Source organism: Candidatus Campylobacter infans (assembly GCF_013416015.1).
GTDB lineage: Bacteria > Campylobacterota > Campylobacteria > Campylobacterales > Campylobacteraceae > Campylobacter > Campylobacter infans.
In genome coordinates this window covers 165,175-189,775 of the sequence record NZ_CP049075.1, presented here as the reverse complement: position 1 = coordinate 189,775, position 24,601 = coordinate 165,175, and the positions used below count along the sequence as shown (strand labels likewise).

The following is a 24,601-nucleotide window of genomic DNA, read 5'->3' as shown; positions in this document are numbered from 1 at the left end:
TTTTAAGATAAAATTTTTAAAATTATTAAATCTAATTTAAAGGGTAAAAAATGATTTTTATAGATGCTTGCAAGGGCAAAGCCACAAAGCGCACTCCAATTTGGCTAATGCGCCAAGCTGGGCGATATTTACCACAATACCGAGAGTTAAGAGCTAGCGTGGGCGATTTTTTAGCACTTTGTAAAGATAGCCAAAAAGCAGCCCAGGCCACGCTCCAACCAATTAGCGAATTAAATGTGGATGCGGCGATTATTTTCAGCGATATTTTGGTGTTACCGCTTGAAATGGGTATGAGTTTAAGCTTCAAACCTGGCATAGGGCCAGTATTTAGCGAGCCTATAAACGATTTAAAAGCGCTTGATAAATTAAGTGCTGATAAGGCAATCGAAAATTTAAATTATGTTTATGACGCACTTAAAATCACGCGCGAGCAATTAAGCCCAGATAAAGCACTAATTGGCTTTTGTGGTGCGCCTTGGACCTTGGCTACTTATATGGTAGAAGGTAGCGGCTCTAAAAACTACGCAAATGTGAAAAAAATGCTTTATAGCAACCCACAGCTTCTCCACTCAATGCTCCGAAAAATCACAAACGCGCTAAAAGGCTACATCAGCGCGCAAATCAACGCCGGCGCAGATGCGATACAAATTTTTGACAGCTGGGCTGGCGCGCTTGAAATGAATGCTTATTTGGAATTTGCGTGGAGTTATATCAGTGAGCTTTGCGATTATATCCGCAAAAATCACCCAAATACCGCAATAATCGTTTTCCCAAAAGGCGTAGGCGCATTTATCGAAAACTTACAAGCAGGTTACGATGTGCTAGGCATTAGCTGGGATATGCCGCTTAAAATCGCAAAAGATAAAATGGGCGCAAAATATGTATTACAGGGCAATTTAGAGCCATGCAGGCTTTATGATACTATGGCAATTGAAGATGGAGTAGATGAAATTTTAAACATAATGCGTGGTAAAAGGCATATTTTCAATCTAGGGCATGGTATTTTGCCTGATATCCCTGTAAAAAATGCGCGCTATTTGATTGATTATGTGCGCGAAAAATCCGCAAAAATCATAGCTAAGGCCAAATGATGGCCATAGTTTTTGGCCCTGTGGCATCAAGGCGTTTTGGTAGCTCACTTGGCATAGATCTTAGCCCAGCGCAAAAATGCTGTAATTACGACTGCCTATACTGCGAGCTAGCTAAGGCAAAGGTAATGGATCAAAGCATAAATCCGCCAAGCATAAGCGAGGTTATGAGTGAGCTAAAAGCGGCTATTGCGCGCTTTGGCGCAACTGATGTAATAACACTAACCGCTAACGGTGAGCCGACACTTTATCCACATTTAAGCGAGCTAATCACGCAAATAAACGCCATAAAAAGCAGCCAAAAAAGTCTGATTTTAAGCAATGGTTCAGCTGTTTTTTACCCTGAGCGTTTAAATGCGCTAAATGAGCTTGATATTGTAAAATTTAGCCTTGATAGCGCAAATCAAAGCACTTTTAGGCGCATCGATAGAGGCCTTAAAAATTATAATGTAGATGAAATGATAGACAAAATGGCGCAATTTTCTAGGCAATTTAAGGGCGAATTAGTGCTTGAAGTGCTTGTGGTAGCGGGCTTAAATGACAATGAGGCCGAGTTTAGCGCGCTAAATAGGGCGTTTGATAAAATCAAGCCCGCAAGAGTGGATATTTCAAGCATAGATCGCCCGCCAGCGCATGATGTTAGGGGCGTGAGTTTTGAGCGTTTGGGCGAGCTTTTAGAGCTTATTACCACAGCGCCCGCGCTAATAGCGCACATTACCCCGCTAAACGCACCAAAAGAGCTAAACCAAAACGAGCTTTTAAAACTGCTCAAAATGCGCCCACAAAGCCAATACGACATAGCAAATAACCTCAGCCAAAGCACAAAAAATATCTTAGCAGATTTAATAAAACACGGCAAAATCCACAGCCAAAAGCTTGCTGGCGTGGTATTTTACAGAGCGTGATTTTAAAATTTTATTTTTTTTTTGATTAGTTTTGAATGCGAATTATTGATTTAAAATTTTATTTTTTTTGAGTGCTAATTTTTAGGGTTTTATTATTAAAATTTATTTTTTTGAATGCTTAACCAACAATAAAATTCTCGAAAATTTCAACTTAATTCAACGCACCAAAACCCGCGCCACGCAAATTTTTTATCCGCCAAACTGCCCAGAAATTTAAACTTTAATTTTTGCCCGCCCGCCAAAAAACCCAAATTTGCCACGCCGTTATCCAACCCGCCCGCCAAATTCTTAGCCAAAAAGCAAATTTTAAAATTTTCTTTTAACTCACGCGCCAAAAATCCAAGCTCGCCCTGCCTTTATACAACCAGCGCGCACACAGCTAGCCAAACCGCCCTACCCCAATCGCCACGCGCTTGCGCGCGCCAATCAAACAGCCCCGCCATTAAAATTTCGCGCCAACTTCTTAGCCACAATTAAAAAGTAAATTTTAAAATTTCATTCAATAAATCCGCCAAATTTTAACCACGCGCCACGCAAACAACTAGCCAAACCCTATACAATTATAAAAACTAGCCCGCCAAATTCTCAGCCAAAAAGCAAATTTTAAAATTTCAATTTAATTCAATGCACCAAATCACCCAAATTTTAAAATTTATTTTAGTGTAACGCTTTTAACTCCCTTTGCATTTAATGCCACGCCGTTATTTAAAAACAACCCGCACCCGCAAACTCTCAGCCACGCCCGCCACACTCTTAGCCAAAAATGAAATTTTAAATTTTCATTCATAAATCTACCAAATTTTAACCACGCGCCCCGCCATTAAAATTTCGCGCCAAATTCTTAGCACAACCACAAAACAAATTTTAAAATTTCAATTTAATTCAACGCGCCAAACCGCCCAAATTTTAAAATTTATTTTAATGCAACGCTTTTAACGCCCTTTGCCTTTATGCCACGCCGTTATTTAAAAGCAACCCGCGCGCCCGTTCGCATTTACCCGCCTACTCCGCTAACTATTCGTGCCACGCTATTATTTAAAAAACAAACTACGCCCGCCATACTCTTAGCCACGCGCCCAAAAAATAAAATCCACAAACCCACGCGCCAAAAAACCCAAATTTGCCACGCTTTTATAAAACCCACACCAACTTTAAACCCGCGCCAAATTCTCAGCCACACACCCAAACTGCCGCGCGCGCGCCCTACTCAGCGCTAACCATTTATGCCACACTAACTAGCCAAACCGCCACGCCCTTGATCTCATCGCGAACCCACAAACCAAACCCAAAACCAACCCAATCTGCGCCAAATTTTAAAGAATTTCCAGAATTTAGAAAGCACACTTCATTAAAATTTTTAAAGAATTTATAGAATTTTCAAAATGCAAAATCACAAAATTTTAAAAATTTTTCAATAATTTAAAAAAAATTTAAAGAATTTAAAAACCCAAAAACCCACCAAAATTTATAAAACATTTACCAAATTTTAAAGAAATTTATTAAAATTTTTAAAAAATTGAAATTTTTTTTAAAAAAACTTTATGTAATTTAAGCTTAGTTTAACCCCCCTATAATTCTTGTGCTTGCTTGAAGCAGGCACTAAGCAGACGGTGGCTTACTCCAAAAATCTCAATCATAGGGCTAGCGTTTGCTTAGGATTTCAACACAAGGAGTTTTCGATGAGAAAAGGTTTTACGATGATTGAGTTAATATTTGTTATCGTAATTTTAGGTGTTTTGGCGTCAGTAGCGATACCAAGACTAGCAGCTACAAGAGATGATGCAGAGGTGGCAAAGGCGGCGACAAACTTAACCACTGCGGTGAGTGATATTACGGCGTATTATACGGCGAAAGGTAAATTTAGTACACCAAATGATTTTACCAAGATTACAAACGCACTTACGAAAGATGGCAAACTTAATGTAAAGGGTAGTACAACTTGCGTAGAGGTAGTGTTGCCAACTAACACTACCGGTACAACAGCCCAACAATCAAGCACAGTTAAGCTTACATTAAAATTTAACACTACTGGCAAGAGCGATGCAGTATGCCAACAATTAGCAAAATTACCAGGTATTTTAACAATGTGTCAAATAGATACTACAAAAGGAAATGCAAAAGTTAGTAATGAGTGTAAAATCCAAATCGGTGGCTCAGGTGGCATACAATTCTAATTTAATTTATTTTAATTAAAAGTTTAAATATTTATTTTTAATTAAATTTCACCCCGTTAAATTTTAAAATTTAACGGGGTTTTTATTTTTATTCTTTAAATTCTAATTTTCAAAAATCTTTTAATCTTAAAATTTCAAAAATCTTTTTCAAAACCCGTGCGGAATTTAAAATAATAAAAATAAAAACGCGTGCCGAGCTAGCGTGGCATAGCGGGCGGACTAGCGTACAAAAAAGCGTGGCATAAAATATGGCGTGGCGGGTTTAGTTTGGTTTGCGTGATTAAAAAAACACACAAGCGGGCGCAAACAAAAAAAACGCGTGGTGTGCGTAGCACAAAAAAAGTGTGGCTAAGATTATGACAAGGCGAGAGCAAAAAAAGCGTGGCGGATTTAGCGTGTGGCGTGCTTGAATGGCTTGGCTTGTGGGTGTGGTGAATTGAGCGTGGGCGCGCAAAAAGCATGGCAAGTTTAACGCGGGGCGCGCGTAATTGTGTTTGTGGCATTTTTGTGGCTTACCTAATGAAAACGCGAACAAAAACAAAAAAAATGCAAAGTAAGCGCACGGGCGAACAAAACAAAATAAAAAAAACGCAAAATAAAACATTAAATAAAAAGCGTAAAAAACGCAAATTTAAACTTTAAAATAAACACTAAATTTTAAAATTTTAAAAATCCGTGCAGAATTTAAAATGAAAAATTAAAAACACAATTTTAAAATAAACACGAAATTTTAAAATCAAAAATGCTTAGTTTAAAAATAATTTTTAAAAAATCAGTGCAGAATTTAAACTAGAAAAAAAGCAAAACTTAAAAAACCAAAATGATATTATTTTTTAATCCGTGTTAGCAAAACTTAAAAATTAAAGCCTTGTAAAACTTAAAAATTTAAGCCTTGCAAAACTTAGTTTTGCAAAACTCAAAAAGCCAAAATAATGCTATTTTTTAGGCACCACAAGCATATTTGTGTAGCGGCCCTCTAATGCTGGCGCGCTTGCTTGATCGCAATTATTTTGAACCATCTCCCAGATTTTTTCAAGCATTTTAATGCCGATTTCTGGCGTATTCATCTCGCGCCCTTTTAAGAAAACGCGAAATTTTACATGTTTGCCTTCGCTTATAAATTCTAATGCGTGTTTTACTTTGTAATTTAAGTCGTTTTGTGCGGTTTTTGCGGAGAGTTTGATTTCTTTAATTTCAATGATTTTTTGCTTTTTTTTCGCTTCTTTTTGGCGCTTTTCTTGCTGATATTTAAACTTGCCATAATCCATTATCTTACATACTGGCGGAGTCGCATCAGGGGCGATTAGCACTAAATCTAAGCCCATTTTGCTAGCAATTTCTAGCGCCTCAGTTTTACTGATGATGCCATATTGCGTGCCATCATCACCAATGCAACGCACTTGATTAGCGCGTATATCTTCGTTTAAGTAAATTTTGTCTTTACTCAAAAAGCCACCTCGTTAAGTTTAGATTGTATCATTTTATAAAATTCCTCCAAAGTAAGATTATATTGTGTTTTATTCATTCTATCGCGCACGGCGACACTTTTGCTTTCTAGCTCGTTATCTCCAAGCACCAAAATAAGAGGCACATGCTCTTTTTCGGCGTTGCGAATGCGTTTATTTAGCGTTTCATTACGATTTAGCACTACGCTATCAGCACCTAAATCCAAAAGCTCGTCAGCTATTTGTTTAGCATAAGCGTGATGGTTTTGGCTAATAGGCACGATGGCTACTTGCGTGTGCGCTATCCAAAACGGCAATTCACCCGCTGTATGCTCCAAAAGTATGCCAATAAAACGCTCAAAACTACCCAAAATCGCGCGGTGAATCATCACGGGTTGTTGTTTTTGGTTGTTTTCATCTGTGTATTCAAGCTCAAAACGCGCTGGCAGGTTAAAATCAATTTGAATCGTGCCACATTGCCATTTGCGTTTTAGCGCGTCTGTGATTTTTATATCGATTTTTGGCCCATAAAATGCCCCGCCACCTTCATCGATGCCGTATTTTAGGCCTTTTTCATCAAGGGCATCTTTAAGCGCATTTGTAGCTATCTCCCAGACGCTATCATCGCCAACTGCCTTTTGTGGTTTGGTTGAAATTTCCATTTCATAGCTAAAATTAAAAGCTTTCATCATTTTATCTACAAAATCAAGTATTTCATAGACATTTTCCTTGATTTGGCTTGGCATTACGAATAAATGCGCATCATCTTGTGTGAATTCGCGCACTCTAAACAGCCCGTGTAAAACCCCGCTTTTTTCGTGGCGATGAACAACGCCATATTCACAAAATTTTAATGGCAAATCCCTATAACTTCTTTGCTGGCTTTGATAAACCTTAATATGCCCTACGCAGTTCATCGGCTTTATGCCGTATTCTTGCTCGTCAATTTGCGTAAAATACATATTTTCTTTATAATTTGCATAATGCCCACTTATTTTCCACGCATCGCTTTTTAAAATTTCAGGCCCTCTTACAGGCTCATAACCGCGTTTTCTAAGCGCAAAATATAATTTATGCTCTAATCTTGTGCGCAATCTTGAACCATTTGGTAGCCAAATAGGTAGCCCCGCCCCGATAGTATCATCAAAGCTAAAAAATCCCATAGCCTCACCAAGCTTGCGGTGATCGCGTTTTTTGGCTTCTTCAAGCATATGCAAATGCTCTTTTAGGCTATCTTTATCAGCAAAAGCCGTGCCATAAATGCGCGTTAGCATTTCGCGCTTTTCATCGCCACCCAAATAAGCACCAGCCACTCTAATTAGCTTAAAAAATTGTAAAAATTTTGTATTTGGGACATGTGGGCCACGGCAAATATCGCTAAAATCGCCTTGGGTGTATATGCTAACCTCGCCATCTGGGATTTTTTTAAGCACTTCTTGTTTTAAATCATCGTGGGCGTATTTTGCGCTAACTTCTGCTTTGGTTGATGATATTCTTACAAAATCATTTTTAGCTTGGACTAATTCTTTCATTTTCTTTTCTATTTGGGCTAAATCATCCTCGCCTAAATTGCTACCATCTGGCTTGCTAACGCGTATATCGTAATAAAAGCCATCTTCTATGGCAGGACCTACGAAAAACTGCACACTAGGATAAAGCTTAAATAAAGCCTCAGCCATCAAATGCGCACAAGAATGCCTAATCACATCAAGCGCGTCTTTTGAGTTATCAAAATAAATCGGCTCACCGCCTTTTAAATTTTTAGCATTATAAGTGTGTGTATCTACGATATTATCATCAATTTTATAAGCTATAATGTCCATTTAAGACCTTTGAGAGTAAAAAATTCGTGGATTTTAGCTAATGATTTTTTAATATTTACTGAAAAATTTAAAATTTTAAAATGCAAAAAGCTAGCGATTTTGCGCCAAAGTGGCATAAAATATAAAAAAAAGAAAATTTTGTAAATTTTAATTTAAAATTTTATATAATCTGCGCTTTTTTATTTTATTTTAAGGTTTTATAATTATGAAATTCTTAGAAAATCAGGCCATTTTCACAGCCACGAAAATAATGCGCCAAGCTTTATACACCGAGCTTAACGCAAATATTTTAAGCTATGATATCGCGCCAACTCCAAGCCAAGCACAGCTTTTTACAAAAGCAAATTTTAATGAAAACTCCGCAGCGGGCAACAAGCTTTTATTATACGCGCACATACCATTTTGTGATACTTTTTGCCCCTTTTGTAGTTTTCATAAATACGCTTATGATGCCCAAATTGCGCTAAGTTATTTTAAGAGTTTAAGAAAACAATTAAGAGCCATTAAAGACGCTGGTTTTAGCTTTGATAGTATGTATATAGGCGGTGGCACCACGCTAATAAATGAAAATGAACTTGAAAAAACGCTGATTTTAGCGCGCGATTTATTTGATTTAAAAGAAATTTCTTGTGAGAGCGATCCTAATCACCTTGATAATTTAGAGCGTTTTAAGGGCTTAATAACTCGCCTAAGTATCGGCGTTCAAAGCTTTGATGATGATATTTTGCGCCGTGTTAGTCGCTTGGAAAAATTTGGCGATAGCAAAACGCTAATTACAAAAATCCAAAAAGCCATTGATGTTTTGCCGATTTTAAGCCTTGATTTAATTTTTAATTTTCCAAGCCAAACTAAACAAATGCTAGTGCGCGACATACAAACCGCACAAATGCTAAATCCACAGCAAATCACCTTTTATCCGCTAATGAAATCAAACCTAACAAAAGACAAAATCGCCGCAAGTTTGGGCGTGGAGATTAAAGATAATGAAAGGGAATTTTATGAGTTAATTTGTGCTTTAATGCAAGAATACAGCGCAAATAACGCGTGGAGTTTTGCTAGAAAAGATAAAATTTCAAGCGCGCAAGATGAAAATTTTAACCACAAAATGAAAGATGAATATTGCGCCGATCACACGCAATACATCGGCGCAGGAAGCGGGGCGTTTAGCTTTATAAATGGCAGACTTTATATAAATGCTTTTGATTTAAATGAGTATTGCGAGCGCGTAAATAGCGGGCGTAGCGCGGTAATTGCGATAAATGATTTTAGCAAACGCGCAAGAATGCTTTATTTATTCTTAACCAAAATCTTTTCAGGTTCGCTAAATCTTGATGAATTTATCAATCTTTATAGCGTGAATGAGCGAGAATTAGGGCTTTTGCTGCGTGCGCTTAAAATTTGCGGAGCAATTACACAAAATGGACAAAAAATCGAGCTTAGTAAGTTTGGGCGATATTTGATGGTGGTTTTGATGAAAGAGTTTTATATAGGTATGGATAGAGTGCGCGCTGTTTTTAAAGCGGGCTTAAAGCCAAATATCAAAAGGCTAAAAATTATGAGCGAGAGTTTATAAAATTTCTTAGCTTTTAAAATTTGCTAAATTTTAAAATTTAATATCTAGCGCTCAAAATTCGCGCCAAATTGAGCGCAAATTTTAAAATTTAATCTTTTTAAGGCGCGAAACTAGTAAATTTAAACGCAAATTTTAAAATTTACTGCTATTTTTGGCATAAATTTTAAAATTTTCAAAAATTTATACCTTTTAAAATTTATTAATCTTCGCCCTTGATTTTTTTGGCAATATTTTTATTTGTAAGCCTTGTAAGCTCGTCAAAGCTAGCATTTTGGATATTTTCATAATTCTCAAAATAATCAAGCAATTTTTTTATATTGCCGACACCAAGGCCTAGTTTTTCAAGTTTTGAGCTTGAAAGCGCGCGTTTATCGCGAATTTTGCGGTGAAAACTAAGCGCAAAACGATGGGCTTCATCTCGTATTTTTTGTAAAAATTGTAATTTTTCATCGTCTTTATTTAGTTTCATTTGACCAAAAATTCCGTGAATTTTATCTAGCGCACCGCCTTTTGCGCGCTTGGATTTTGCGTCTATTTTTTCTTTTGCGATGGCTAAAACATCGACATTTGCTCCGCTTTCTTGGATTATTTTTTTTGCTAGATCAAACAAAGCTTGCCCGCCATCAATAAGCCATAAATCAGGCGCGCTAAGCTTATTAAAGCGCGATGCGCGCGCGCTTAAAAGCTCTTTCATCTGTTCATAATCGCTTTGACCATTTAAATGCATATGGCGATAATTTGCCTTGATAAATGCCCCGCTTGATGAGTTTTTTTGCTCTTTATTATCGCTTGCATTGATATCAAAGCAAATCATCGCACCAACAACAGCCGTGCCAAATAAACAAGAATTATCAAAGCATTCAATCCTAGCAGGCAAATTACTAAGCCCAAAAAATTCTTGTAAATGCTCTAAAAACTCGTATTTGCCAAGCTTACTTTGCTTTTTGATTAACTCGCTAGCATTTTGCTTGGCTATATTTACAAGAGCGCGCTTAGAGCCTATTTTAGGGCATTTTATCTCAAAATTTTGCCCGTGGCGCGAACTTAAAATTTGTCCTAAAAGCTCCATATCTTCAAAAGCGCTTTCACAAAATATTTGAGAGCAAGCCAGCGGAGATTCTTGGCTGTAAGCGCCTAAAATGCTTTGTTTATAAAGCTCATTTACGCTCTCATCGTCATTTGTGGCTTTTATAATGCTATGATTTGCAAAAGCCACCTTACCATCGCGCACGCTAAAATGCACGCAAGCTAGCATCATATCTAGCCCGCTAACGGCGAAAATTTCAAAATCTTCAAGCTTTGCAAGATCAATTTGTATTTTAATTTTTAGTGAGTTTATGGCTTGGATTTGCTCGCGCACAGCCAATGCTTGCTCGTAGTTTTGATTAAGAGAGTAATTTTGCATTTTTTGCTCTAAATACGGGATTAGGCGCGATGGATCTTTTAATTTTGCCATAGCTTCAAAAACGATTTTAGCGTAATCTTGCTCGCTGATTTTGCCCTCACAAGGCGCATAACAGCGATTCATTTGCGCAAAAATACAAGCTTTTTTGCCCTTTATACAGCTTGGATTTTGGACTAATTTAAACTCAGCATAAATAGCATCAAGGACTTGCTGCGCGCCTTGATGAAAGGGGCCAAAATAGCGAATTTTAGAGCCTTTTATTATTTTGCGTGTGATTTTTGGGCGCGGAAATTTTTCGTTTAAATCTATAAAAATATATGGGTAGGTTTTATCATCGCGCAATAAAATATTGTATTTTGGGTGAAGTTGCTTGATGAAAGAATTTTCTAAAATTAGCGCATCTACCTCGCTAGAAGTAGCGATATATTCTAAATGCGCTGTTTCGTTTATCATCTTAGCAATTCTTGGGCTTAGGCGCGGATTTGGGCCAAGCTCTGGGCTGAAAATAAAATAACTTTTTACGCGATTTTTAAGCACTTTGGCCTTGCCTACATAAAGCAATTTACCAAGTTTATCAAAATACTGATAAACGCCCGGGCTATTTGGTAAGGATTTTAGCGCGGTTTTTAGTTTAAAATTTGGCTCGGTTTTTGATAAATTTTGATTTGATTTAGTCATTTTGCTTGTCGTAATTTCTTTTTACAATTTGTCTAATTTGCTCAAAAATTTCTTTTATTTTTTTATCTTTACAGCGCAGTTTAAACTCGCCCCTAGCTAGCTCTGGCTGGTGTGGGATATAAGGTCTTATGCCTTGATAGAGTTTTGATTTTTCTAAAAAAACTCTTACATCATTTATAGGTTCTATTTGAAATTTTAAAAGCCCTAGGTTAGAGTTTAAAAAGTTTTTAATGCTAATTGTGTTACTATCGTGCCTTAATTCTTGTAAGCCATGATTTGAATAAACAGCGATATATAAGCAATTACCACGAATATAAGCATAACGAACCAAAGCATTTTTGCGCGCACCTAAATGTAGCCTAAGCACTTTGGTTGTGTGATTTATATTTTTTAGCCTAGAAAAATCTTGAAGGTTTAAGATATGATTTATAATTTCACTCGCTCGCATTTGCAGATTATAGCGCAAATTATTTTAATTTGTGCGTTTTTTACAGGTTGTGGCTATAAGGCCGATCCTTTTTACACTCAAAACCCATCACAAACAAAGGACAATAAATGAAAAATGCTGATATTTTAGTGCTAGATTTTGGCTCGCAATACACGCAATTAATTGCTAGAAGGCTAAGAGAAAATGGCGTCTATACCGAGCTTTTAGCGTATAATGCAAACTTAGATGAGATTAAGGCCAAAAATCCAAAAGGCATAATTTTAAGTGGCGGCCCTGCTAGCGTATATACAAAAGATGCGTATTTTTGCGATGCTGGCGTGTTTAGCTTAGGTTTGCCAGTGCTTGGCATTTGCTATGGAATGCAATTAATGGCACAGCATTTTAATGGTAGCGTAGAGCCAGCTAAACACAGCGAATACGGCAAAGCAAAACTAAAACTTGTAAATAAGCACGCTTTATTTGATGGCGTTAGTGATGATAGCGTTGTTTGGATGAGCCATAGCGATAAGGTTGAAAAGCTCCCACAAGGTTTTAGCGTTCTTGCTACTAGCGAAAATAGCCAAAACTGCGCCTTTGGCGATGATGAGCGCAAATTTTATGCTTTACAATTTCACCCAGAAGTAGCACATAGCGAATTTGGCGCGATGATTTTAAAGAATTTCTCTAAAATTTGCGGACTTTCAAGCACTTGGAATATGGGTAGCTTTGCCAAAGAGCAAATGAAAATTTTAAAAGATAAATTAGGCACGCATAAAGTTCTATGCGCTGTAAGTGGTGGCGTAGATAGCTCTGTTGTGGCTGCTTTACTAGCAAATGCGGCGCCTAAAAATTTAGTGGCTGTTTTTGTGGATAATGGCTTGTTGCGCACAAATGAGGCTAAGATGGTTGAAGAGATGTTTAAGCTAAAATTAGGCGTGGAGCTAATTAGCATTGATGCTAGCCAGATATTTTTAAAACGCTTAAAAGGCGTAAAAGATCCAGAAAAAAAGCGCAAAATCATCGGCAAAACCTTTATAGAAGTTTTTGAAAAAGAAGCCAAAAAACACGAAGGCATCAAATATCTAGCACAAGGCACACTTTATACTGATATCATAGAAAGCAGCGTAGCAGGCAGTTCTAAAACAATCAAAAGCCATCACAATGTAGGCGGATTACCAAAGAAAATGAAACTAAAACTAATTGAACCTTTGCGCGAAATTTTCAAAGACGAAGTGCGCGCCCTTGGGCTTGAACTTGGGCTTAGTCGCGAGGTTGTGTATCGCCATCCATTTCCTGGGCCAGGCCTTGCTATAAGGATTATGGGCGAGGTTACAAAAGAGCGCTTAGAATTGCTACGCAAAGCCGATGTAATCTTGCGCGAAGAGCTAAAAAGTAGTGGCTGGTATAATAAAACCTGGCAGGCATTTTGCGTGCTTTTAAATGTAAAAAGCGTAGGTGTAATGGGCGATAATAGAAGCTATGAAAATGCTGTTTGTATAAGAGTAGTAGATGCTAGCGATGGTATGACAGCTAGCTTTTCGCGCTTGCCTTATGAATTATTAGAAAATTGCAGCCGTAGAATAATCAATGAAGTTGATGGCATAAACCGCGTAGTTTATGATATAAGCTCCAAACCACCTGCTACAATAGAATGGGAATAATTTAAGCAAAAACAATAAACAAAGCAAAAAGCGCAACAAAAAGCACGGGTAAAGTAAAAATCAAGCTGTATGAAAAATATTTTGTGTAGCTGATTTTTACTCGTTTTTTAGCCAAAAGCCCAAGCCATAAAAGCGTACAAAGTGAGCCTATCGGGGTTAGCTTAGAGCCGATATTAGCACCTAATAAATGCGCGTATGCTAGCATTTGGCGCGTATTTTCATCAAAACTTTGTGAGCTTAGCAAAAAATCATTTATCGCTAAATTACCAAAAAGCACCATAGGCAAATTATTAAACACGCCAGCACCAAGCGCGCTTATAAATCCAGTGCCAAAAATCGCACTGAGCTTATCTTGTAAAATTACATTAAAAAATGTAGCAATAAAATTTGAAATTTCAATCTTGCTAAGAGCAAAAACCACAATAAAAAGCCCGAAAATAAAAATGATAATGCTAAAAGGCGCGTTTTTTATGATGTTTATTGTCTTTTTTGGCGATTTATGCCATAAAATACAAAGCAAAATCAAAGCAAATATCATAGAATTTACACAAAATGGCAAGCCAAAATTTCGCCCAGCAAAATAGCTAAGCACAAAACACACCAAAAGCATTAAATGAAAAATAAAAAGCTTATTTGGGAGTTTAGGCGCGCGAATATGACAAAAAATTAAATCCTGCCCAAAACGCTTAGAAAAGATTAACAAAAACAAAACAAGCCCACACACAAAGCCAAATAAATTCGGCAAAAACATAATCTTAGCAAAATCATCAAATGCGATATTATGGTAATTTGCGGTGATGATATTTGTAAGATTAGAAATAATTAAAGCATTAGAGCTAATATCACAAATAAAACTCATTCCAAATAAAAACACAACAATCAAAGCAAAATCTGCCTTTTTAGCGCGTAAAAATAAACCCAAAACAAGCGGAGTAAAAATCAAAATCGCGCCATCATTTGCTAAGACGCTACTACACAAAGCGCACAAAATGCTAAGCTTGATAAAAAGTGTTTTTGCGTTTATGATTAGCAAATTTTGATTAAAATTTGTGTGATTTTTTGCGCTCACACAAAGCCTAAGCACCAAAAAAATCAGCCTTTCAAAAAAGCCCAAAGATTGTAAGCAAAGACTAATGACAATAAGCCCAATAAGCGTAAGAGAACTATCCCAAATAAGCCAAAATATAAAAGCTAAATCATTAAAATTTATAAGCTCAAAAGCAAGCGCAAAAAGCGCGCCAAGGCTTGAATACACCCAAACTCCAAGCCCAAAAGGACGCGTTAAAATCCCAAAAAGTGTAAGCGCAAAAATCAAAAAAGCAAGCATTTTAGATAAATTTTAAAATTTGAATTACGAAATTAAACTAAATGCATGCTTTAATGCCACACAAAAACTTAAATGATAAAAAACTTCTTGCTTTAAAATTTTAATCATCAAGCAAGCTTTTGGCAAATTTTAAATATGTTTGGAGATTTTGCATTTGGCTAGCATTTACTGCTATAAAAAAATCATTTTTTAATTCTTTTGCGTAGCTAAAAGGCTCGTTAGTTCGCATATTTACCATAGCTCCGCCGCTTTGAGCAAGTAAATAATCCCCAGCAGCTATATCCCAAATACTACTAGCGCAAAAGCGCGGATATAGCGATGCCTTGCCCTCAATCAATCTACAAAACTTAATCGCCGAACCACATTTTTTACGCTCCAAACCAAAATGCTCGCAAATTTTATCCACACTAACACTATGGCTAGAATGCCCTGAAATCACGGCCTTTTCATAGTTTGTTGGGCGCAAAAGTTCGCCGTTTTTAAATACTTGATTTTCGCCTGCGCTATAAAACACCTCCTTGCTCCAAGGGATATAAATCGCAGCTAGCTGTGGCTTAGCGTTTTCAATCAAAGCCACGCAAATGCTAAACTCGCCGTTTTTTGCCATAAAATCTTTTGTCCCATCAAGCGGATCAATGAGCCAAAATTTGCTATTATGTGTGCGCTTATTAACATCTAAAATGCTCTCTTCGCTACAAATTTCAATGCCAGTTTTATTTAAATAAGCAAATAAGGTTTCATTTGAAGCTAAATCAGCTGTGGTTAATGGCGATTTATCACTTTTTTTTTGCACGCTAAAATCGCCACTTTCGTAAATTTTCATAATTTTTTTGCCCGCATCTTCGCAGGCTAATAAAACAATATCTAATAACTCTTTTTTTTGTGAGTTCATTTTTTGCCTTTTAAAATTTATAAATCAATTTCAAGCACGACAGGCGCGTGGTCTGAGCCAATTACGCTATCTAAAATATAAGCATCTTTTACCTTAAAGCTTAAATCCTGGCTAATAAAAAAATAATCAATCCGCCAGCCGACATTATTTGCCCTTGCGTTTGCGCGGTATGACCACCACGAATATTTATCTTTAATATCACCATTTTTTAGCCTAAAAGTATCGATAAATCCAGCCTTACAAAGCTCATCCATCCACGCGCGTTCAATAGGCAAAAATCCGCTTACATTTTTATTTTGCTTTGGGCGCGCTAGATCTATATGCTTGTGCGCGGTATTTACATCACCGCAAAAAATCACGCTTTTGCCCTCTTTTGTCAGTTTTTTAATATAAGCTAAAAATTTAGCATAAAAATCCATCTTATAAGCCAATCTCTCATCGCCACTTTGCCCATTTGGAAAATATATATTAAAAAGCCTTATATTATCAAAACTATGCTCTATCACGCGCCCTTCATCGTCATCATTAAACATAGAGTTATTTACCTGACTTTTAAAATTTGCTAAGGTTAGCACGCCTGAATAACCTGCTCTTTTTGCTGGATTTTGCGCTAAAAACTTAAAACCCAAATCATTTACTTGCTTGGGTAATTGCTCAGGCCTGGCCTTAACCTCTTGTAAGCCGATAAAATCAGCCCCGCAATCACCAAGCCAAGCCAGCTCGCCTTTATTTGCAAGCGCTCTAATGCCATTTACATTCCACGAAATTAGCTTCATTTTCTGTCCTTATGATATAATTTGCCAAAAAAGGATTATTATGTTTGAGCGCGTTTTAAACGCCGTTTTAGGTAAAAAATTCGAGATTATAGCCATTTTATGTAAATATGCAGATGAAAATGGCATTATAAAATTAAGCATAGCTCAAATCTGCGCCCTTAGCAACGCTAGCAAGCCAACCGTAATAAACGCCCTACATTTTTTAGAGCAAAAAAAGGTGCTAAAAAAATTAGCAAATAAATGCTACCAGCTGATTATTTAAAATTTTAAAGCTAAATTGTAAAATTTATAAAATGCTTATAATCCTAATCAACGCGCACTTATACCAAAACTGCGCGAGTTTTCGTTATTTATATTCTACTTAAAACATTTTTTGCAATTTAGATTCTATGTTGTTTTGCAAGGTGATTCGCTCTTGCGACATTTTGCTTATTTGTGAAGTTTTTTGCTCTATATTTTCAACCATTTCTTTTTGGATTTGTAGTGGTGGAAGTGGGATTTGCAGATTTTCTAAAAATTCTTTTGACACTCTTTGTTGTCCAGCACTTCCTTTGAAATGCAATTTTGCTTGCTCTATGACTAAATCCGTCCGCAAAATCTGCAAAATAAAATGTATATCAGTTTGGTTAGAATCTTTTGAGCGAAGCACGAAAAATTCCGTAGAGCCAAAGCCTATGCCATTTTCTAGTCTATTTACAACCACTGATTTTTTATTTTGCATACAAGGCGTGATTTTTGCCCACAGCAAATCATCGTTTTGAAATTTCGTAAAGCCTTTGTGTAAAGACGCCTTTTTATATAGTGGAGTAAAACTTTTACCATCAGTTGCAAGCATCTCCATAGGGATAAAGCTTATATTTTATCTTGCTTGATTATCTCTTTCATATCCACGCTAGGATTTATGTCGCATAGCTCTTGCAAATGATATTTATCTAGCTTGACGTTAGTGCTTGTTTGGCTATAAGCGTTTTGATTATAGACAATATCCCAACGCTCTAAATTTTTAAATCGCACGACAAATACCTTTTGTTTTTGCGCGCTTTGGGGCTTTTGTAAGCCAAGTGTTATATATATATATGTTTCAATCTCATCTTTAAGCCTTTTTTCTTCAACTTGTAATGCTTTGATTTTGGTTTGTATGGCGTGAATATCTGCAACTATTTTATTTTGGATTTCAAGTGGTGGGAGCGGGATTTTAGCACCGAGAAATTTATTCTCATTCATTCTTTTTAGTGCTGTTCCACTGCTTGAAGCTCTTGCAAAAGAGATAAATTTTTTAGTTTTTACCATAAAAAGTAAAAAATATGGATTGATTCTTGATTGGTTATAATCAAAAGCCCAAAAATCAGAAGTAATTATTGCCTCATTAAGTTCATTTGTCGCGATACCAAAAGCACCATCTCCAGCCCCAATTTTCGACACCAAAAATTGACCCTCTTTAATCTTGTATTGTTTTTTTATGCCTATATTTTTTCCATAAACCTTATCTCTTACCGTAGCACCATTAAAAGAAGCCTTACCACTTATTGTAACTCTTATATATAAAACTTCATCTTTTATGATAGTTTGCGTTTTATTTCGTTTTAGAAACTCGCTAATTTTTACTAGTGGATATTTTGATTTAAACAATTCATTGCTGGAAATAAAGCCATTGCTCTTAAAATCCCATAAACTTAAATCCCTAAACCACACTACTTGAATCTTACTCATTATCTATCCTCGCTCTCATAAAAATATGATTGCTCTATACCTTTGAAAATGCTTTCTATATCGTTGATTTTTGGGCTTAAATTTGGCTCAATTAGGGCTTTTAGCTCTAAATCATTCACAGGGCTTCGCTCCATAGCTTGCAAGTATTTGAATTTATCGATATGTTGCCACGCCACCACTACGCCTAAATTTTGCTTAAAAATCATATCTAGCCATATTCGCGTAGCTCTGCCATTACCCTCCATAAAGGGGTGAGCGATATTCATTTCTACATATTTGACGATAATCTCATCGAAATTTGCTTCGCTCATAGAATCTATTACCTTTAACACTTTTTTGAGATAGAGTGCGTTTGCGAAGCGAAAATTAGCCTTGGAAATATTTTGAGTGCGAATGCTCCCTGCAAAATCATACAAACCATTAAAAAGATATTTATGAATACTTTGAAGTCCTTTTGTCGTGCCAACTTCGATTTTGTCTATCTCTCCACTTTCAAAAAGTCGCTTGGCATTTTGCAAGGATTGTTTGTCAATCTCTGTCATTTGGATTCCTTTGTATCCTGCGCCTTGCCATTCCACGCGATATTATACTCTTCTAAAAATTCCTTAAAATGCGTGGCTATGCCTTTATTTTTTAATTTTGGTTCGTTATCTACCATTTCAAAGCTGTCTCGCAAATCATTTGGGACATTGTCCCCTGTTTCGCCCGTGCTTGTAATGCCTACAAATTCAGGCTCTGCCATAAATATGGGATAATCAAAATCTATTTTTGTTTTTGACAACGCTTCTTTTTCTATGCGCTCGGTTAGCTCTTTTTGCTCTTTTTTGGCGCGTTTTTTATCATCTGTGCTGTATTTAGCGATTTTCTCGCCCTTTTGTTTGCGATAAGAGATAATTTCATTAAGCAAATCTAACTCGTTTTTATGCTCTTGCTCCAAATTTTGCCTATGTGATTGCAATAAACCATCCCATTTTGCTTGTTCGCTCTCGCTAAATTTTTGCAAAAATAAAATCGAGCATTTTACGCTTGCCTTGGAGCTTAAAAAAGTTTCGCTTGGCAAGGAAATGACTGCTCTTAAAAAGGCTTTGCCTTCTACAAATTTACGCACATACTCGGCATTTGGTGTGTTAAAAACGCCTTCTGGCAAGACTATACCCATTCGTCCGCTAGGCTTTAACAAATCCAAACAACGATTGATAAATAAATGCTCGGTTTTATCACTTTGCAAATTTTCTTTAAGGGCAAAAAGTGAGGCTATGGGTTTGCCTATGTTTTCTATGATTTTGGCTTGGGCATTTTGGTAAGTTACTTTGCCGTAAAGGGCGTAGTATTTTTGGGCTAGCTCATCATCTTTTGCTATCCATTCTTCTTTGTCGTTTTTTAAAACTTTATATTTATCACCGTCTTTTTGCACTAAAAATTGCGTGTCTTTTTCTTGGACTTTGTCTTCTTTTTCTACTTGTGCGCCAAAGGGTGGATTTGTAAGGATTATATCAAAGCGATTTTCAAAAATGCCGTTGATATTTAAAAGTCCATCGTGATTATAAATGCCGCTGTGTCCATCGCCGTGCATTATCATATTCATTTTGGAAGTGCGTGCCATTCTATCGTTAGCATCTGTGCCAAAAATACAATGATTTGAGAGATTATATAGCCTTGAACCTGAATTTTCAACTTTGAGTTCTTTTTGTAACTCATTAAATTTCTCATCAAGTGCTTTGGCTTCTTGCTCAGTGATTTTGTTTTCATCTTTGTCTTGTAGTAAATTTTGTTTATATACTTCATATTGCTTGATAATATCTTGTTGAATGCGTTCTCGCACCTTACTAAAAACTCGGATTAAAAAACCACCACTTCCACTTGCTGGGTCGCATATTATTTCGCTTTCTTGTGGGCTTATCATCTCCACCATAAAATCCACAACACTTCTAGGCGTAAAAAACTGCCCGATTTCTCCGCGAAAAGTGCGTCCTAAAAATCGCTCAAAGGCTATACCTTTAACATCTGTGGAAGTCAGCGAAAGGTTATAAATTTGAAGCTCTTTAATGATGCGTAAAATAGTGTGTTCTTTTAAATTTATCTTTTCATCTTTATCAAAAATCAAATCTTTGGCAAAGATTTTTTTGGTATCCTCAAAAAAGTTTGTTAGCGGGTTAGCGTTAAACTCCTTTGCCTTTTCTATGTAATCAATAGTAAATTTATTATTTTGTTCGCCTTTGCGTAAATCCCTCTCCACAAAAACTTTCATAAATAAAATTTTGGCAATCTCATCAAATGCAGCAGCTGGGTCTAGTTTTTCAATGTTTCGTATTATATTGTGGCATTTATGGAGCAAATTTGCAAACTCGTCTTCTTTAAATACGACCAAATCATTATAAAGCCTATCTATGTCTTTTTGTGTGGCGTTGTTTCGCGGAATGTTAGCAATTTCTTGTATGTGTCCGGGCATTTTGTCTTTTATCACGCGCCAAAATCTCGTCTCATAGCTGTTGTGTGTAACAAAAAATGGCGCATTGGTATGTCTAGCGTAACTCTCGCCCTGCTTATAATCCTCCTCGCTTATGCGGATAGTATCAGCCTTACACTCTACGATGATAAGCGGATTTTTGGAGTTTTTCTTATCTTCAATGCTTTTCCAAATGACAATGTCAGCCCTTGTGCTACCTTTGCCATCTTTTGTTTTCACTTCCTCGCCCATTTGTGCAAGCTCATAGCCATAAGTATTAACGAGAGTGCAAACAAAGCCTTGCCTAACCTTTTCTTCTGGCGTGGCGACAAGGTGTTTTTTACGCAAGGGGCTATAAATCCTGCCTTGTTTGTCGTATTGAAGTTGTAAAGCCATTTAATACATTCCTTTTATCTGGCAAATCGCCTAATTACTAAAAATAATTGAAATTCTTGCTTTGCTGACAGGTTTTGATCCTGACATTATGTTCGATCCTCTATCCACTTTTTAATCGTTTTTTTATATTAATGCAAGTATAGAGTAGCTAGTAGCTAACCAGTTTCATAACCCGAAGGTTACAATTTTAACTTCTGTTATTAAAATTCTAACCAAAACACTAGAAATTTATAAAAATCAATATTCAAAAAGCCCATTTACGCTTTCACCATGATAAACTCGCCTTATAACCTCAGCAAATAGCGATGCCACGCTTATTACCTGAACATACTCGCAAGGCTCATTTAATGGTATAGTATCAGTTACTACTAGCTCGTCTATGGCTCCGCTCGCAAGATTTTGGCGCGCTTTACCACTTAGCACAGGATGCGTACAAAATGCAAGCACGCTATTTGCCCCGCGCTCTTTAAATGCCTTAGCCGCTTTTACTAGCGTGCCAGCAGTATCTACCATATCATCAATTAAAATCACATCCTTGCCATTTACATCGCCTATTACATTCATAACCTCGCTTTCATTTGCCTTTTCGCGCCGTTTATCTACTATAACCAAATCCAAATTTAGCGTCTTTGCCAAACTTCTAGCACGCGCTACGCCGCCTATATCAGGGCTTGCGACAATGGGATTTGTTAAGTGCTTATTTTTAACATAATTAGTAAAAGCAATCGTCCCGTAAAGATTATCCACAGGCACATCAAAAAAGCCTTGTATTTGTCCAGCGTGTAAATCCATGGTAATTACGCGGTTAATGCCGGCTGTTTGCATCATATTTGCTACAAGCTTAGCAGTAATTGGCACGCGTGGCGCAGCCTTGCGGTCTTGTCTAGCATAACCAAAATACGGCACCACAGCAGTTACTGAGCTAGCTGAGCTTCGTTTTAGGGCGTCTGTTAAAATCAAAAGCTCCATTAAATTAGTATCAGTTGGCGCACAGGTTGATTGAATGATAAAAGCATCCTTGCCACGCACATTTTCGCCGATTTGAACGCTAATTTCTCCATCACTAAATCTCTTAATGCTAGCATCGCTTAGTGGAATGCCTAAAAATTTCGCCACTTGCCTTGAAAAATCTATATTTGCTGTGCCTGAAAATATCTTGTAGCCACGCATTTTTCACCTTTATTTAAAATTTGAATGCGGATTTTAACTAAAATTTGCTTAATTATTTAAGCTTTTTGGCTAAAATCACGCCCAAAATCAAAAGGCCAGCTATGCAAAAAGACTTTTTAAGCACGCAAAATCTAAGCAAAGACGATATTCTTGCAATCTTAGAACGCGCAAAACATTTTAAAAAACTAGGCAAAAGTGAAAATAAACACGAAAATCTTTTAGAGGGCAAGAGCGTATTAAGCGCGTTTTTTGAAAATTCCACAAGAACTAGAATGAGTTTTGAATTAGCCGCAAAACGCCTAGGCGCTGATGTTTTAAGCCTAAATCCAAGTATTTCAAGCACCGCAAAGGGCGAGAGTTTAATCGATACCATTAAAAATCTTAGCTCTATGCAAAATAGTTTTTTTGTGGTGCGCCATTTTAATAGCGGAGCAGCGCAATTTATAGCAAAAAACACAAGCGCGCATGTGCTAAACGCAGGCGATGGCTGCAATGAGCATCCAAGCCAAGCAATGCTTGATATATTCACTATTTTAGAGCATTTAGATGGCGTAAATTTTAAAGATTTAAGCCCAATTAAAGGCGCAAAAATTAGCATAATCGGCGATATTTTTCATTCGCGCGTTGCTAGATCAAATATTTATGCTATGCAAGGCCTTGGCGCTGATATTACGCTGTTTGGCCCGCCTGCTTGCTTGCGCCATGCTAGCGTGTTTAAATGCAAAATCGCTAAAAACCTAAAAGAGGCTATAAGTGGCGCAGATGTGCTAATAATGCTAAGAATTCAGCTAGAACGAAGCAAAGATGAGGTCGCTTTGCCAGCTGAATATCCAAAGTATTTTGGCATAAACGAAAACAGCTTAAAGGATGCTAAAAAGGGCGTTTTGATACTTCATCCAGGCCCTGTAAATCGTGGCGTGGAGATGAGTTCGGGCGTGCTTGATAATACTAGCTTAGCTTATGAGCAAGTTGAAAATGGCGTAGCTGTTAGAATGGCGATTTTAAGCTTGTTGGCTAATAAATAAATTTTAAAAAAGGATTAAAATGGCAGAAGTAATTAAATTTTTTTACGCTCTAAGCGATGCAAATACCAAAGAGCTGCTTGAAAGCAATGCAGGTGGAGCTGAACTAGGCTTTGTATGTGGTAAGGATCAAATCATAAAAGCACTTGAAGATGAGCTTTTAAAAATGGGCGTTGGCGAAAAAAAGCAAATTAAAATTTTAGCCGCTGACGGGCTTGGCGAGCGCGATGAAAGCTTAATGCAGTTATTGCCAAAAGAGCAGTTTGCGGGCATTGATTTAAAAATCGGTATGGCTTTAATAGGCCAAGATGAAAGTGGCCAGAGCGTGCATGCAACGGTTGTAAAAATCGATGATGAAAATGTTTTGCTTGATTATAACCATCCTTACGCAAGCAAGGATTTAATTTTTGATGTAGAAATTACAGAGCGCAGACAAGCAGATAGCGATGAAGAGCTAACAGGCGTGGTAAAAACTCCGCATGTGTGTGCGTGTGGCGGCGGCGGGCATTCGCACGGGCATTCTCATGGGCATTCTCACGGCGATGGTGGTTGCTGTGGCGGGCATTCTCACGGACATTCACACGAGCATTCGCACGAGCATTCACATGGCGATGGTGGTTGCTGTGGCGGCGGGCATTGTAAAGAACACTAATTTTCACACAAATCTAGCGCATTTTAAAATTTAAGGGCAAATTTTAATCGCGCTAGCTCAAAAATACTATTTTAAACAGCCTAAATAATTTTTAAGGATTTATAAATGAACTTAGCCTTTATTTTCCCAGGACAAGGCTCGCAAAAAATTGGTATGGGTTTAGAATTTTATGAAAATTTTTCTAGTGCTAAAAAGCTTTTAGATGATGCTAGTTGCGCGCTTGATATAGATTTTAAAGCCTTGATGTTTTCTCAAAATCCAAAACTTGATATTAGCCAATTCACCCAGCCAGCGATTTTGCTTAATTCCCTAATGGCTCTTAGCGCATTCAAAGAGCAGATAAATTGCGAAGCTAGCGTGCTTTTAGGGCATTCGCTTGGAGAGTTTAGCGCTTTGTGTGCAAGCTTGGCGTTTAATTATATCGATGCTTTAAGGCTCGTTAATTTACGCGGTAAGTTGATGGCAAAAGACTGCGCAGGCAAAGACGCTGGTATGATGGTGGTTTTAGGATTAAGCGATGAAAAAGTAGAAAAAATTTGTGCTGATTTTGAAAAATCTGCGTGGCCGGCTAATTACAACTGCGATGGGCAAATTGTAATTGCTGGCTTAAAAGATGATTTAAAGGCGCTTGAGGGTGAGTTTAAATCTGCTGGGGCAAAACGAGCGATGCTTTTAAATATGAGCGTTGCTAGCCATTGCAAGCTTTTACAAAACGCATCAAATGCCATTGCTAGCGAGCTTGATGGCAAAATCGCTCCAAATTTTAAAGCCGTAATCTCAAATGTAAATGCCAAACCTTACAGCACAGCCACGCAAGCAAAAGAGCTGTTAAAAGCGCAATTAACAAGCCCAGTGCTTTACAAGCAAAGCATTATAAGAGCGCAAGATGAAGTGGATTGTTTTGTAGAGTTTGGTTCTAGCGTGCTTTGTGGATTAAATAAAAAAATCACACAAAAGCCAAGCATCGCCATAAGCGATTTAGCAAGTTTAAACCAGGCAGTGGAATTTTTAAAAAATCATTAAAATTTAGA

General features: G+C 37.1%; 24 protein-coding genes. 10 read left to right on the top strand and 14 right to left on the bottom strand.

The features are described from left to right. Nucleotides 1-50 precede the first annotated feature (50 nt). Nucleotides 51-1,091: a uroporphyrinogen decarboxylase gene (hemE, locus tag CINF_RS00935; protein WP_179975412.1), complete on the top strand. Its 1,041-nt coding sequence runs from the start codon at nt 51-53 to the stop codon at nt 1,089-1,091. Beyond that, the gene (locus CINF_RS00930; protein ID WP_179975411.1) at nt 1,091-1,993 is read left to right on the top strand and encodes a radical SAM protein; all 903 of its coding nucleotides are present in this window, start codon (nt 1,091-1,093) and stop codon (nt 1,991-1,993) included. The genes hemE and CINF_RS00930 overlap by 1 nt, the downstream gene beginning before the upstream one ends. A gap of 652 nt (nt 1,994-2,645) precedes the next feature. Here the strand turns inward: CINF_RS00930 and CINF_RS09045 are convergent. Together CINF_RS09045 and CINF_RS00925 are read right to left on the bottom strand one after the other, a co-directional pair. Continuing rightward, nucleotides 2,646-2,780, bottom strand: a complete 135-nt coding sequence (locus CINF_RS09045) for a hypothetical protein (RefSeq protein WP_275690512.1) — start codon at nt 2,778-2,780, stop codon at nt 2,646-2,648. A 207-nt stretch (nt 2,781-2,987) separates the two neighbouring features. After that, nucleotides 2,988-3,137, bottom strand: coding sequence for a hypothetical protein (locus CINF_RS00925; RefSeq protein ID WP_205195802.1), 150 nt, complete (start codon nt 3,135-3,137; stop codon nt 2,988-2,990). 535 nt (nt 3,138-3,672) lie between these two features. Here CINF_RS00925 and CINF_RS00920 point away from each other — a divergent pair. After that, nucleotides 3,673-4,167, top strand: a complete 495-nt coding sequence (locus CINF_RS00920) for a type II secretion system protein (RefSeq protein WP_179975409.1) — start codon at nt 3,673-3,675, stop codon at nt 4,165-4,167. A 935-nt stretch (nt 4,168-5,102) separates the two neighbouring features. Here CINF_RS00920 and infC read toward each other — a convergent pair. Further along, the gene (gene infC, locus CINF_RS00915) at nt 5,103-5,615 is read right to left on the bottom strand and encodes a translation initiation factor IF-3 (protein WP_178695901.1); all 513 of its coding nucleotides are present in this window, start codon (nt 5,613-5,615) and stop codon (nt 5,103-5,105) included. Then, nucleotides 5,612-7,435, bottom strand: a complete 1,824-nt coding sequence (gene thrS / locus CINF_RS00910) for a threonine--tRNA ligase (protein ID WP_178695899.1) — start codon at nt 7,433-7,435, stop codon at nt 5,612-5,614. Before thrS ends, infC begins: the two co-directional genes overlap by 4 nt. 205 nt (nt 7,436-7,640) lie before the next feature. Between thrS and CINF_RS00905 the strand changes: the two genes are divergently transcribed. Then, the gene (locus CINF_RS00905) at nt 7,641-9,008 is read left to right on the top strand and encodes a coproporphyrinogen III oxidase family protein (RefSeq protein ID WP_179975408.1); all 1,368 of its coding nucleotides are present in this window, start codon (nt 7,641-7,643) and stop codon (nt 9,006-9,008) included. Between the two features lie 199 nt (nt 9,009-9,207). Here CINF_RS00905 and uvrC read toward each other — a convergent pair whose 3' ends face one another. Together uvrC and CINF_RS00895 are read right to left on the bottom strand one after the other, a co-directional pair. Beyond that, nucleotides 9,208-11,091, bottom strand: a complete 1,884-nt coding sequence (gene uvrC, locus CINF_RS00900) for an excinuclease ABC subunit UvrC (protein ID WP_179975407.1) — start codon at nt 11,089-11,091, stop codon at nt 9,208-9,210. After that, entirely contained in the window at nt 11,084-11,539 is a 456-nt protein-coding gene (locus CINF_RS00895; protein ID WP_179975406.1) for a hypothetical protein, read from the bottom strand. Before CINF_RS00895 ends, uvrC begins: the two co-directional genes overlap by 8 nt. Here CINF_RS00895 and CINF_RS00890 point away from each other — a divergent pair. After that, complete coding sequence (locus tag CINF_RS00890; RefSeq protein ID WP_178695891.1) at nt 11,513-11,650, top strand: hypothetical protein; 138 nt, start codon at nt 11,513-11,515, stop codon at nt 11,648-11,650. The two genes, CINF_RS00895 and CINF_RS00890, sit on opposite strands and share 27 nt — an antisense overlap. Further along, the gene (guaA, locus tag CINF_RS00885; RefSeq protein ID WP_179975405.1) at nt 11,647-13,179 is read left to right on the top strand and encodes a glutamine-hydrolyzing GMP synthase; all 1,533 of its coding nucleotides are present in this window, start codon (nt 11,647-11,649) and stop codon (nt 13,177-13,179) included. Before CINF_RS00890 ends, guaA begins: the two co-directional genes overlap by 4 nt. A gap of 1 nt (nt 13,180) precedes the next feature. On the opposite strand, the gene CINF_RS00880 is transcribed toward guaA, so the two are convergent. The 3 genes from CINF_RS00880 to CINF_RS00870 form a co-directional block, all read right to left on the bottom strand. Then, complete coding sequence (locus CINF_RS00880) at nt 13,181-14,506, bottom strand: ArsB/NhaD family transporter (protein ID WP_179975404.1); 1,326 nt, start codon at nt 14,504-14,506, stop codon at nt 13,181-13,183. A 100-nt stretch (nt 14,507-14,606) separates the two neighbouring features. Then, entirely contained in the window at nt 14,607-15,398 is a 792-nt protein-coding gene (locus CINF_RS00875) for a 3'(2'),5'-bisphosphate nucleotidase CysQ family protein (protein WP_179975403.1), read from the bottom strand. Between the two features lie 17 nt (nt 15,399-15,415). Continuing rightward, nucleotides 15,416-16,174 carry an exodeoxyribonuclease III gene (locus CINF_RS00870; RefSeq protein ID WP_179975402.1) on the bottom strand — a complete coding sequence of 253 codons (759 nt, stop codon included), beginning with the start codon at nt 16,172-16,174 and terminating at the stop codon, nt 15,416-15,418. 40 nt (nt 16,175-16,214) lie between these two features. Here CINF_RS00870 and CINF_RS00865 point away from each other — a divergent pair, with 40 nt between their 5' ends. Next, the gene (locus CINF_RS00865) at nt 16,215-16,436 is read left to right on the top strand and encodes a helix-turn-helix domain-containing protein (protein WP_178695882.1); all 222 of its coding nucleotides are present in this window, start codon (nt 16,215-16,217) and stop codon (nt 16,434-16,436) included. 99 nt (nt 16,437-16,535) lie between these two features. On the opposite strand, the gene CINF_RS00860 is transcribed toward CINF_RS00865, so the two are convergent. The 5 genes from CINF_RS00860 to CINF_RS00840 all read right to left on the bottom strand — a co-directional run bounded on the left by CINF_RS00860 (nt 16,536) and on the right by CINF_RS00840 (nt 21,896). Beyond that, nucleotides 16,536-17,015: a restriction endonuclease subunit S gene (locus CINF_RS00860; RefSeq protein WP_179975401.1), complete on the bottom strand. Its 480-nt coding sequence runs from the start codon at nt 17,013-17,015 to the stop codon at nt 16,536-16,538. Nucleotides 17,016-17,026: 11 nt separating this feature from the next. Continuing rightward, on the bottom strand, nt 17,027-17,884 hold the full coding sequence (locus CINF_RS00855) for a restriction endonuclease subunit S (protein WP_179975400.1): 858 nt from the start codon (nt 17,882-17,884) through the stop codon (nt 17,027-17,029). Beyond that, on the bottom strand, nt 17,884-18,426 hold the full coding sequence (gene fic, locus CINF_RS00850) for a protein adenylyltransferase Fic (protein WP_179975399.1): 543 nt from the start codon (nt 18,424-18,426) through the stop codon (nt 17,884-17,886). Before fic ends, CINF_RS00855 begins: the two co-directional genes overlap by 1 nt. Further along, on the bottom strand, nt 18,423-20,726 hold the full coding sequence (locus tag CINF_RS00845) for a type I restriction-modification system subunit M (RefSeq protein WP_179975398.1): 2,304 nt from the start codon (nt 20,724-20,726) through the stop codon (nt 18,423-18,425). Before CINF_RS00845 ends, fic begins: the two co-directional genes overlap by 4 nt. A gap of 237 nt (nt 20,727-20,963) precedes the next feature. After that, on the bottom strand, nt 20,964-21,896 hold the full coding sequence (locus CINF_RS00840; protein ID WP_179975397.1) for a ribose-phosphate pyrophosphokinase: 933 nt from the start codon (nt 21,894-21,896) through the stop codon (nt 20,964-20,966). 101 nt (nt 21,897-21,997) lie between these two features. Here CINF_RS00840 and CINF_RS00835 point away from each other — a divergent pair, with 101 nt between their 5' ends. From CINF_RS00835 to fabD, 3 genes are all read left to right on the top strand, one after another. After that, nucleotides 21,998-22,921: an aspartate carbamoyltransferase catalytic subunit gene (locus tag CINF_RS00835; protein ID WP_179975396.1), complete on the top strand. Its 924-nt coding sequence runs from the start codon at nt 21,998-22,000 to the stop codon at nt 22,919-22,921. Between the two features lie 19 nt (nt 22,922-22,940). After that, nucleotides 22,941-23,570 carry an FKBP-type peptidyl-prolyl cis-trans isomerase gene (locus tag CINF_RS00830; protein WP_179975395.1) on the top strand — a complete coding sequence of 210 codons (630 nt, stop codon included), beginning with the start codon at nt 22,941-22,943 and terminating at the stop codon, nt 23,568-23,570. A 105-nt stretch (nt 23,571-23,675) separates the two neighbouring features. Further along, nucleotides 23,676-24,593, top strand: coding sequence for an ACP S-malonyltransferase (fabD, locus tag CINF_RS00825; RefSeq protein WP_179975394.1), 918 nt, complete (start codon nt 23,676-23,678; stop codon nt 24,591-24,593). Nucleotides 24,594-24,601: the final 8 nt, after the last annotated feature.